Raw genomic sequence first — 10833 nt, forward strand, 5'->3', positions numbered from 1 at the left:
GACTGGCGGGAGCCCCCCGAAGAAAGGGTCACAGGGGTACGACCCCCTTCCCGCCCCTCGCCAGAGACGTTCGGGCCGGCCCGGGAAAGGACAACGACCGCCCCGGATCGCTACGGGCGCACCGTCGACAGGCGTCCGCCGACCGGCCGGCGCCGGACATAAGCCGCCCCAGATCGCCACGGGCGCACCCTCGACAGGCGTCCGCCGACCGGCCGGGGCCGGGGACGAGTCGGCCGTGGGCTCGTCTGCGGGGCCGCCGGCGGCCCCGGCGCGGCTCGGTCGCGAGTGGACGTTCCGGGTGAAAGCGTGCAGTGCGTGCTAAGGAGGTTGCCGTGGGCGAGGGGCAGGCCGCATGATCCCCTGCAAGGCCGAGCGGCCGGCCTGCGGTCGGCCCGCCACTGACCATGGCGCGGCCGGAGTCCTACCAGTGCGCCCCCACCGGCGGACCGGGTGCGCGGCCGACCACCGTGCGCGGCCGGCGGGGCGTCCGTACCGCACGTTCCCGGGGGGATCTGTCCTACATGGGCGCTTCGCCGCGCGCTCCGCGCGCCTTCGTCCTGCCCGCAGGCTTCGGTCTGCGGTGCAACGCCGTACCGCTGCGGGATCCGGGGGCGCGTTCGTGAGCGGGCTCACCGCGCGGGGGCTGCTGCCCGCCGTTCTCGGTGTGCTCGGTGTGCGGACCGTCCGGGAGGCGGCCCGCCCCGGCGGCGGGACGGCCGGTGTGGAGGAGGACCGCGCCGCGCAGGCCGGTGCGGTCGGGTTCGTGCCCGAGGGCGAACTCGACACCGCGCACGACCAGCCCGTCACCGCCGACGAGGCCGCCTGCCTGGGCGCCGTCGCATCCGGTGACTGGGAGGCCGCCGCCGGCTGGGTCGCGGGCGCCGGGCGGGACTGGGAGGAGCGGCGGCGGCGGGTCGGGGTGCTCGCCCGGGCCGCCGCGCGCGACGGTGCCTGGCTCGCCGCGTGGGAGGCGGCCCGGCCGGGTGATGCCGCGGCGGCCCTCGTCGCTGCCGACGCCGCCGTTCGGGCAGCGTGGGACGTGCGCGCCCGCGGCGCGGCTCGTACGCAGGAGCAGTTCCGGCACTTCCGGGAGCTGCTGCTGACGGCGCAGCGCGCCGCGCACGCCGCGCAGGAGGCCGCCGATCCCGCCGACCCCGTCCCGTACGTGGTCGAGCAGGGCGTCGGCACCGGTCTGGGATACCCGCACCAGCGGTACGAGGAGCTGTGGGCGCGGATCACCGCGCGGGCGCCCCGGCTGCTGTGCGCCCACACCGCCGCCGTCGAGTACTGGACGGCCCGGTGGCGCGGCTCGCACGAGCTGGCGCTCGGCTTCGCCAGGCGGGCGGCCGACGGGGCGCGGCCCGGGGAGCTGCTGCGTCTGCTGCCGCTGATCGCGTACTTCGAGGACGAGTCCGGGGAGCAGGGCCTCCAGGACCACTACAAGCGGCCGGAGGTCGTCGCGGCGGTCGACGCGGCCCTCGCCGACCTGGCCGCGGCCGCTCCCGGCGACCGGCGTACGGCGGCGCTGCGGCACCTGCTCGCGTGGATGCTGTTCTGGCAGGACCGGGACGCGGAGGCCGTCGAGCAGTTCCGCGCCGTCGACGGGTACGTCGGGGCGCTGCCGTGGACCCGGCACGCCCGGCCGGAGCGGCAGTACGCGCACGCCCGCGACTGGGCGGTCCGCGCCGCGGCCCGGCGGGCGTAGCGGGCGGGAATCCTGCGCGGTCCCGGTCCGTTGAACAGGCATCCAAGGAGGCGATCCATGTTCTCGTACCGGCGCACGCCCGAGCTGCCCACCGCCGAGGAGGCCCTCGCCGGCCGCCCCGAGCCCCTGTTCGCCCTGCCGCCCGTGCACACGGTCCTCGGCAACCCCCTCGCGGGCCCCTACCCCGCGCACCTGGAGACGGCGGACTTCGGGCTGGGCTGCTTCTGGGGCGCGGAGCGGAAATTCTGGCAGGTGCCCGGCGTGTGGACCACGCTCGTCGGCTACCAGGGCGGCTACACGCAGAACCCGACGTACGAGGAGGTGTGCTCGGGGATGACCGGGCACACGGAGGTCGTGCGGGTGGTGTTCGACCCGTCGGCCGTCTCGTACGGGGCGCTGCTGAAGGTGTTCTGGGAGGCCCACGACCCGACCCAGGGCTTCCGCCAGGGCAACGACGTGGGCACGCAGTACCGCTCGGCGCTCTACACGCACTCCCCCGCCCAGCAGGCCGCGGCCGAGGCCTCGCGCGACGCCTACCAGCAGGTGCTGGCCTCCTCCGGGTACGGCCCGATCACGACGGCGGTGCTCCCGGCGGACGAGCGGCCCTTCTGGCCTGCGGAGGCATATCACCAGCAGTACCTGGACAAGAACCCGGCCGGGTACTGCGGGATCGGCGGGACCGGGGTGTCCTGCCCGATCGGGGTGGCGCCGGCCGCCGGCGGGTGAGGACGCCGCGGCTCCCGCCCGGCCGGTTCGCCGGGCGGGAAGCCGCCGGTCAGATGGTGGACGTGTCGATGACGAAGCGGTAGCGGACGTCGCTCGCGAGGACGCGTTCGAAGGCCTCGTTGACGCGGTCCGCGGCGATCACCTCGATCTCCGCGCCCAGGCCGTGCTCGGCGCAGAAGTCCAGCATCTCCTGCGTCTCGGCTATGCCGCCGATCATCGACCCGGCGAGGGTGCGGCGGCCCGTGATCACCGAGAAGAGGTTCAGGCTGACCGGCTCCTCCGGGGCGCCGACGTTGACGAGGGCGCCGTCGACCTTCAGCAGCCCCAGGTAGCGGTCGAGGTCCACCGGGACGGCAAGCGTCGAGACGATCAGGTCGAAAGTGCCGGCGAGCTCCGTGAAGGTCGCGGGGTCGCTCGTCGCGCGGTAGTGGGTGGCGCCCAGGCGCAGGCCGTCCTCCTGCTTGCGCAGGCTCTGCGACAGGACGGTGACTTCTGCGCCGAGCGCGTTCGCGATCTTCACTCCCATGTGGCCGAGGCCGCCCAGCCCGACGACGGCGACCTTCTTGCCCGGGCCCGCGCCCCAGTGGCGCAGCGGCGAGTACAGGGTGATGCCCGCGCACAGCAGCGGCGCCGCCTGGTCCAGGGGCAGGGCGTCGGGAATGCGGACCGCGTAGTTCTCGTCCACGACCAGGTGCGTGGAGTAGCCGCCGTACGTGGGCTCGCCGCTGCGGTCGAGGGCGTTGTAGGTGCCGGTCATGCCCTCGACGCAGTACTGCTCCTGCCCGCGCAGGCAGTACTCGCAGGTCCGGCAGGAGTCGACGAAGCAGCCGACGCCGACCCGGTCGCCGACCGCGTACCGGGTGACGCCCGGCCCGACCTCGGCGACGACGCCGGCGATCTCGTGGCCGGGGACCATCGGGAAGATGCCCTCGCCCCAGCCGTCGCGGGCCTGGTGGATGTCGGAGTGGCAGATGCCCGCGTACTTGATCTCGATGAGGACGTCGTGCTCGCCGACGGGGCGGCGCGGGACGGTGGTGCGCTCCAGCGGCGCCTTCGCGGAGGGGGCGGCGTAGGCGGCGGCCTGGGTGACGGACATGGGTGTGCTCCTCGGACAGGCAGATCATGCGGTGATCACACTCTGTCGGATCCGCGGGCGGCGACCCAGACCCCTGGCGTTCCTACGTCTGCCGTTCCTATCCCTGGCGGGGTCAGGCTCGCGCCTCCGGCGGGGGCGGCCGTCCGGCGATACTGGGCCGATGGACCAGCTTGATCCGCGTTCCGAGCTCGGCGAGTTCCTCCGGAGCCGGCGCGCCCGGCTGCGCCCGGCGGACGTCGGCCTGCCGGACCACACCCGCTACCGCCGCGTGCCCGGCCTGCGCCGCGAGGAACTGGCCCACCTCGCCGGGGTGTCGGTCGCGTACTACACGCGCCTGGAGCAGGGCCACGGGCAGAACGTGTCCGCCGAGGTGCTCGACGCGATCGCGCGGGCACTGCGCCTGGACGGCACGGAGACCGCCCACCTGCGCCAGCTCGCCCGGCCGCGGCCCCGCCGCCGCCGGCAGGCGCACCGGCCGCAGCGGGTCCGCCCGGAGCTGCGGACGCTGCTGGACGCGATGGACGGGGTCCCGGCGTACCTGGTCGGGCACCGGCAGGACGTCATCGGCTGGAACCGGCTCGCGGCGGCTGTGTTCGGGGACTTCGGCGCGCTGCCGGCGCAGGAGCGCAACCTCGTGCGGCTGGTGTTCCTGGACCCGGCCACGGCCGAGCTGTACGCGGACTGGGAGTGCCGGGCCTGCGAGGTCGTCAGCAACCTGCGCATGTACGCGGGCAGGAACCCCGACGACGAGCAGCTGACCGCGCTGGTCGGCGAGCTGTCGGTGAAGAACGAGGAGTTCCGCCGGCTGTGGGCGGCGCACACGGTGGCGGACAAGACGCACGGCGTGAAGCGGCTGCGGCATCCGCTGGTCGGCGCGATGGAGCTGTCGTTCGAGACGCTGGCCCTGCCCGACGACTGCGACCAGCGGCTGGTCGTCTACCACGCCGTGCCCGGGTCGCCGTCGCAGGACGCGCTGCGGCTGCTGGCGTCCTGGTCCGCCCCGTCGGCCGCGCCCGGCGCCCCGGAGTCGTCCGCGTCCGCCGCCCCGCCGGCCGCTACAGCTTGAGCTGCCAGACCGCCGCGCCGCGTGCGCGCCGGTAGCCGAGGGAGGCGTTGACGGCGCGCATGGGCGCGTTGTCGTCGGCGACGGTCGTGGCGATGGTGCGCAGGCCCGGGTGGCGGGCCGCCGCCTCGGCGAGCATGCGGAGCTTCACGGCCCGGCCGAGGCCCTTCCCGCGGTGGCGGGGGACGACGACCGTGTCGTACTGGACGGCGTGCGGGCCGCCCGGGTCGGGCAGGACGAGTTCGGTGTACGCGGCCACCTCGCCCCCCGGGGTGACGGCGGCGACGGTGGACATCGCGCCCCCGCGGTCGAGGACGAGCTGCTGGGCGGCGTGCAGGCGCTGCGGTGTCCAGGCGACCGTCTGCTCGTCCAGGTCCCCGGTGGGGGCGTCCTCCATCGCGCCGTGCGCGGCCGCGGCGGCCTCGGCCCAGGCGTCGGGGACGAGCCCGGGCCAGTGCAGGAGGGTGTAGCCGGCCGGGTCCGCGCCGCCGGCCGGGGCGCCGGCCACGTCCTGGACGTACCAGGCCATCGGCAGGACGTTCTCGAAGCCGAGCGACTCGGCGAAGGCGCGGCCGGGGCCGCCGTCCTCGATCTGCACGGAGACGGAAGTGCGGCCGTCCGCGAGGAGTTCGGCGCGGACGTGCCGCCACAGGGCCGTGCCGAGGCCGCGGCGGCGGGAGCGCGGGCGGACGGCGAGCGTCCCGAGGAAAGCGGTGTGCCGGTTCTCCTCGTCGGTGAAGAGCAGCAGCTGGGCGACGCCGTCCTCGGCGGCCCACAGGGCGGTCCGCCCGCGCGCCGGCGGCACCCGCAGCCGGCCGGCCACCTCCGCCCGGGACGGCGGCGGCAGCTCCGGCACGTCGGCGGCCCGGGCGGCGGCGAGCACCTCGTGCCACACGTCGGTGTCGGCGTCGGAGACGGGCAGGTCGAGGGTGCGTATCGCATGAGGGGTCGTCATGTGCCGGACCCTAGCCGGGGCGGGTCGGCGGGCGCGCGCGGATTGTGCGCGGGCCCGGAACGCCGGACGGCGGGGAGCCTGCGGGGGCTCCCCGCCGTCGGCGGGTGGTGCCAGTGGGGCGGCCCGTGTCGGGGCCGCCCCGTACGGGCCGTCAGGCGGCCGAGCCGGCCTTCCAGTCGGCCCAGCTGAGGTTCCAGCCGTTGAGGCCGTTGTCGGGCTTGATGGTCTTGTCCGGGGAGTTGACCACCGTGACGACGTCGCCGATGAGCGAGTTGTCGTAGAACCAGGCGGCCGGCTGGTTCGGGTCGCCCGCGCCCTTGACGTCGTTCAGGCCGACGCAGCCGTGGCTGGTGTTGACGCTGCCGAAGATCGAGTCGGCGCCCCAGTAGTTCCCGTGGAGGAACGTGCCGGAGGTGGACAGCCGCATGGCGTGCGGGACGTCCTTGATGTCGTACTCGCCCTTGCCGTCGGAGTCGGTGAAGCCGACGGTGGCGCCGTTCATCCGGGTCTCCTTGAACTTCTCGGAGATCACCATCTGGCCGTTGTACGTCGGCGTCTCCGGGGAGCCCGCGGAGATCGGGATGGTCTTGATGACCGCGCCGTCCCGGGTCACCGTCATCTTCTTCGTCTTCGCGTCGACGGTGGAGACCTGGCTCCGGCCGATCTTGAAGGTGACCGTGCGGTTCTGCACGCCCTGGACGCCGGGGGCGCCCTGCACTCCGTCCAGCGCCATCTTCATCGTGACGGTGGAGCCCGCCTGCCAGTACTTCTCCGGGCGGAAGTCCAGGCGCTGGGCGCTGAACCAGTGGCCGACGACCTCCTGGCCCGAGCTGGAGGTGACGTTGATCGCGGACTGGACCGCCTTCTTGTCCTTGATCGGCTTGTTGAAGGTGATCGAGACCGGCATGCCGACGCCGACGGTCTGGCCGTCCTCCGGCACGAAGGAGCCGATGAAGCTGTTCTCAGGGGAGACGGTGCTGAAGGACGCGTTCTCGTGCGCCTCCTTGCCGCTCTCATCCTTCGCGGTCGCCGAGAGGGCGTACTTCGTGGAGCGCTTCAGCGGCGCCTCCGGCTTCCAGCTCTTGCCGTCGGCGGCGATCTTGCCGGGCACGGCGGCACCCTCGGAGGTCTTCAGCTCGACCGCCGTCAGCGTGCCGTCGGCGACGGAGACGGCGGTCGAGTCCAGGCCGGCGTTGTCCGTGCCGTCCTTCGGCGTGATCGTGATCTTCGCCTTCGACGCGTCCTTGGCGGCCGCCGCGTCGACGTCGGACTGGGACTTGCCGGTGTCCCCGCCGCCCGCCTTCTCGTCGCCGCCGGTGCACGCCGTGAGCATCAGTACGCCGCCGAGCAGGGCGGATATGGCCCCCATGGACCTTCTCCGCAGCTTGCTGTCCGTCCTCACACGCCACTCCATCGTTGCCTGAACCCCCCGGGGCCGTCCCCGGGCAGGGGGACACGCCCCCTGCCACTGACCAGTCAACGCGTTGACGGCCGGGATCGGTTCCACATTCCGTTTGAATGTGGGCAACCCCACGATCAGGCGCTGCCGGGCTCTCTGTCGAGGTCCCCATCTTCCTCGCCCAGGTCCCACTCCAGGGACTCGGGGTCGTATTCGACGGGTTCGCTGCTCCAGGAGGCCTGGACGAGCTCCACGCCGGGGATCTCCGCGACGAGGTCCGTGGGGTCGACGAGGTAGGCCAGGGCCTCGGACTCGTCCTCCCGTACGGCCGACTCGGCGTGGCCGCGCTCCTCGTCCGGCATGAACTCGTCGGCGTCGATGTGTTCGAGCGCGGCGCCGGTGAGGGCGCCGGCGTCGGGCACCTCCAGCACCAAATCCACTCGAAGCCGTACGTATCGTGATGTGTCAGAAGGGTTCATACGACGGAGCGTAAGCCCGGAGAAGCCCCGGCTTTCCCGCGACCCGCCCCTTTCCGTAGCATCACCGCACACGGCCAATTCGCTGCTTCCGCAAGGGGGATCGCCCCGTGTCCGCACGCCGTCCGCTGCTCACCGCCCTCGGGGCGACCACCCTGCTCGCCGCCCTGTGCTTCGTGCCCTCCGCGGGCGCCGCCGCGCCCGGCGGCTCGGCACCGGCCCCCGCCCCCTCCACGGCGCCCCCGGCGGCGGAAGCGGGCGCTCCGGGCACCGTGACGACGGCCTCCACGGCCTCGGGTGCCTCCGGTACGGCCGCGGGCCGCCCAGCCGCGCAGGCCGGCCTGACGCTCGCGGACACGGGCGGCGTCGACACCACCCCCTACCTGCTGGCGGGCACGGCCTGCCTGATCGTGGGCGCGGGGTCGGTCACCTTCTCGGTGCGCCGCTCGCGCGGCGCGTAGCCGCACGCACGGCGCGGGGGCCGCGCCCGGGATGTCCTCCCGGGGCGCGGCCCCCGCCGTGTGCGCGGTGCGCGCGGCTGCCGTCAGGCGAGCGGGCCGGTCACGGCCTCGACCGCGGCGACCAGTCCGCCGGAGCGGACGAACGCGTCGGCGGCGGCCAGGTCGGGCGCGAGGAAGCGGTCCGGGCCGGGGCCGCCGACGCCGGCCGCGCGGGCGGCCTCGATGGCGGCGAGGCTGGCGGGGGCCGCGGTGAGCCCGTGGCGCAGCTCGATGGCGCGGGTGGCCGCGTACAGCTCGATGGCGATGATGCGGGCCAGGTTGTCGACGGCGGTGCGGAGCTTCCGCGCGGCCGACCAGCCCATGGAGACGTGGTCCTCCTGCATGGCGGAGGACGGGATGGAGTCGGCGGAGGCGGGGACGGCAAGCCGCTTCATCTCGCTGACCAGGGCGGCCTGCGTGTACTGGGCGATCATCAGGCCGGAGTCGACGCCGGCGTCCTCCGCGAGGAAGGGCGGCAGGCCGTGCGAGCGGTTCTTGTCCAGGAGCCGGTCGGTGCGCCGCTCGGCGATGGAGCCGAGGTCGGCGGCGGCGATGGCGAGGAAGTCCAGGACGTAGGCGACGGGCGCGCCGTGGAAGTTGCCGTTGGACTCGACGCGGCCGTCGGGCAGGACGACCGGGTTGTCGACGGCGGAGGCCAGTTCGCGGGAGGCGACCAGGGCGGCGTGCGCGAGGGTGTCGCGGCCGGCGCCGGCGACCTGCGGGGCGCAGCGCACCGAGTAGGCGTCCTGGACGCGGGGGGCGGACTCCTCCTGGTAGTGGCCGGTGAGGCCGGAGCCCTTGAGGACGGCGGCCATGTTGGCGGCGGAGGCGCCCTGGCCCGGGTGGGGGCGGATGGCGTGCAGCTCGGGCGCGAGGACCTTCTCGGTGCCGAGGAGGGCCTCCAGCGTCAGGGCGGCGGTGATGTCGGCGGAGGTGTACAGCCGGCGCAGGTCGGCGAGGGCCATGAGGAGCATGCCCAGCATGCCGTCGGTGCCGTTGAGGAGGGCGAGGCCCTCCTTCTCGCGGAGGACGACCGGCTCGATGCCGGCCTCGGCGAGGAGTTCGCCGGCGGGGCGCACGGTGCCGTCGGGGCCCTCGGCGTCGCCTTCGCCCATCAGGGTGAGCGCGCAGTGCGAGAGCGGGGCGAGGTCGCCGGAGCAGCCCAGCGAGCCGTACTCGTGGACGACGGGCGTGATGCCGGCGTTGAGGACGTCGGCCATGGTCTGCGCGACGGACGGGCGGACGCCGGTGTGGCCCGAGGCGACGGTCTTCAGTCGCAGGAACATCAGGGCGCGGACGACCTCGCGCTCGACGCGCGGGCCGAGGCCTGCGGCGTGCGAGCGGACGATGTTGCGCTGGAGCTGGGCGCGCAGCTCGGGGCTGATGTGCCGGGAGGCCAGGGCGCCGAAGCCGGTGGAGACGCCGTAGACGGGCTCGGGCTTGGCGGCGAGGGCGTCGACGATCCCGCGGGCGCGGGCGAGCGCGTCGAGGGCCTCTTCGGAGAGCTGGACCCGCGCGTTGCCGCGGGCGACGGCGATGACGTCCTCGGGGGTGGTCCCGGACGTCCCCACCACGACAGTGTGCATATCCATATTCAGCACCCTACGGATTGAATCGCTTCATGTCACTAGCGACTTTCACGAGGACCTCTTACGCCGCCCCGGGCCCCGCGGCCCGGCACGCCCCGGCCTCACGCCCGCCCCCGGAACCGCCGCCGCTCCCCCGGCTCCTCACGGGCGGCCGCGTCGGCGAGGCGCACCACGGCGGTGTCGCGGCCGGCGACGACGGGCCCGGTCGAGCGGGCGGCCTTGGCCTTGTACTGGGCGGCGTCGGCGAGCCGGAAGAGGCGGCGGGAGGACTGCACCGGCCCGATCGGGTCGCCGGTGGAGGCGATGCCGCAGGCGACGCCCTCGCCGAGCTCCAGCCCGCCCGCGCGCCGGCACAGCTCCTCGCCGGCGCGCACCACGTCGTCGGCCGGCGGGCCGACGCTGACCAGGCAGAACTCGTCGCCGCCGAGCCGGGCGGCCAGCGCGCCGGGCAGCATGGCGCCGCACAGGCTGAGCACGGAGCCGAACCGTTCCAGCAGACGGTCGCCGGCGGCGTGGCCGAGGGTGTCGTTGACCCGCTTGAGCCCGTTGAGGTCGCAGACGACGAGGCTGACGACGGCCCCGACGCGCCGGTGCTCCTCCAGGGCCTCGTCGAGCCGCATGTCGACGGCCCGCCGGTTCGCGAGCCCGGTGAGCGGGTCGGTGAAGGCCAGCCGCCGGGCCTCCTCCAGGCGGTCGGTCTGCGCGAGCCCGGCGGCGACGACGGCGGCGAGGACGCCCGCGAACTCGGCGTCGTCCTCGTCGAAGTCCGGCAGCCCGTCGTCCCGGGCCACGTACAGCTCGCCCCAGGCCCGCCCGCTCAGCACGATCGGCGCGACCACGCAGGTGCCGCGCCCGCGCCGGCGCAGGGCCTCGCCGCGGCGCCCGGGGCGGCCGCCGCCGGCGTGCTCGACCCAGGCGTGCGGGCCGCCGCCGCCGGCCCACAGCTCGTGCAGGAACTCGGCGATCTCGGGGAAGTCGTGCACCGGGTACGACTCGTCCTCGGGGAACTCGGCCTCGCCGGGCCGGCACTCCCCCTCGTTGACGAGCACCCGCAGCCGGCCGCGCTCCCGCTCCCAGGCGGAGATCGCGGCGAACGAGCCGTCCAGCGCGAGGCGCGCGGCGCGCGCCGCGGCGCGCACGCTGTCCCGCGGCGCGGCCGCGGCGGCCATGGCCTGCGCGAGGCCCACGACGGCTCGCAGCCGCCCGTCGAGTCCCATCACCCCAGGTTAGGGACTTTTGTCCGCATTCGTGACGGCGCGGCCGGGAACCCGGTCCGCGCCGTCACGAATGCGGACAAAAGTCCCTAACCTGGGGTGATGGGACT

10 protein-coding genes are annotated in these 10833 nt (G+C 74.8%); 4 read left to right on the plus strand and 6 right to left on the minus strand.

Annotation, left to right across the window (positions count from 1 at the left end; translation table 11 throughout):
* Nucleotides 1-619: 619 nt before the first annotated feature.
* Together EF903_RS20420 and msrA are read left to right on the plus strand one after the other, a co-directional pair.
* Nucleotides 620-1705, plus strand: coding sequence for a hypothetical protein (locus EF903_RS20420; protein ID WP_125545231.1), 1086 nt, complete (start codon nucleotides 620-622; stop codon nucleotides 1703-1705).
* A gap of 57 nt (nucleotides 1706-1762) precedes the next feature.
* Complete coding sequence (gene msrA / locus EF903_RS20425; RefSeq protein WP_125545233.1) at nucleotides 1763-2431, plus strand: peptide-methionine (S)-S-oxide reductase MsrA; 669 nt, start codon at nucleotides 1763-1765, stop codon at nucleotides 2429-2431.
* Nucleotides 2432-2480: 49 nt separating this feature from the next.
* Here msrA and EF903_RS20430 read toward each other — a convergent pair whose 3' ends face one another.
* Complete coding sequence (locus tag EF903_RS20430) at nucleotides 2481-3527, minus strand: NAD(P)-dependent alcohol dehydrogenase (RefSeq protein ID WP_125545235.1); 1047 nt, start codon at nucleotides 3525-3527, stop codon at nucleotides 2481-2483.
* A 160-nt stretch (nucleotides 3528-3687) separates the two neighbouring features.
* On the opposite strand from EF903_RS20430, the gene EF903_RS20435 reads away from it, so the two are divergent.
* Nucleotides 3688-4593 carry a helix-turn-helix domain-containing protein gene (locus tag EF903_RS20435; protein ID WP_125545237.1) on the plus strand — a complete coding sequence of 302 codons (906 nt, stop codon included), beginning with the start codon at nucleotides 3688-3690 and terminating at the stop codon, nucleotides 4591-4593.
* On the opposite strand, the gene EF903_RS20440 is transcribed toward EF903_RS20435, so the two are convergent.
* The 3 genes from EF903_RS20440 to EF903_RS20450 form a co-directional block, all read right to left on the minus strand.
* The gene (locus EF903_RS20440; RefSeq protein ID WP_125545239.1) at nucleotides 4583-5545 is read right to left on the minus strand and encodes a GNAT family N-acetyltransferase; all 963 of its coding nucleotides are present in this window, start codon (nucleotides 5543-5545) and stop codon (nucleotides 4583-4585) included. The two genes, EF903_RS20435 and EF903_RS20440, sit on opposite strands and share 11 nt — an antisense overlap.
* 151 nt (nucleotides 5546-5696) lie before the next feature.
* Nucleotides 5697-6959, minus strand: coding sequence for an Ig-like domain-containing protein (locus EF903_RS20445; protein ID WP_125545241.1), 1263 nt, complete (start codon nucleotides 6957-6959; stop codon nucleotides 5697-5699).
* 122 nt (nucleotides 6960-7081) lie between these two features.
* Complete coding sequence (locus tag EF903_RS20450) at nucleotides 7082-7423, minus strand: hypothetical protein (RefSeq protein ID WP_260615667.1); 342 nt, start codon at nucleotides 7421-7423, stop codon at nucleotides 7082-7084.
* Between the two features lie 107 nt (nucleotides 7424-7530).
* On the opposite strand from EF903_RS20450, the gene EF903_RS20455 reads away from it, so the two are divergent.
* A complete protein-coding gene (locus tag EF903_RS20455; protein WP_125545245.1) occupies nucleotides 7531-7881 on the plus strand; it encodes a hypothetical protein in 351 nt (116 codons plus the stop codon).
* Between the two features lie 83 nt (nucleotides 7882-7964).
* Here the strand turns inward: EF903_RS20455 and hutH are convergent, their stop codons facing one another.
* Both hutH and EF903_RS20465 read right to left on the minus strand, forming a co-directional pair.
* Nucleotides 7965-9506 (minus strand): histidine ammonia-lyase, encoded by a 1542-nt coding sequence (gene hutH, locus EF903_RS20460; protein ID WP_125545249.1) that lies wholly within the window; start codon nucleotides 9504-9506, stop codon nucleotides 7965-7967.
* A gap of 104 nt (nucleotides 9507-9610) precedes the next feature.
* Entirely contained in the window at nucleotides 9611-10726 is a 1116-nt protein-coding gene (locus EF903_RS20465; protein ID WP_125545247.1) for a GGDEF domain-containing protein, read from the minus strand.
* Nucleotides 10727-10833: the final 107 nt, after the last annotated feature.

The sequence above is a fragment of the Streptomyces sp. WAC05292 genome (genome assembly GCF_003949955.1).
In the GTDB taxonomy this organism is placed as follows: domain Bacteria; phylum Actinomycetota; class Actinomycetes; order Streptomycetales; family Streptomycetaceae; genus Streptomyces; species Streptomyces globosus.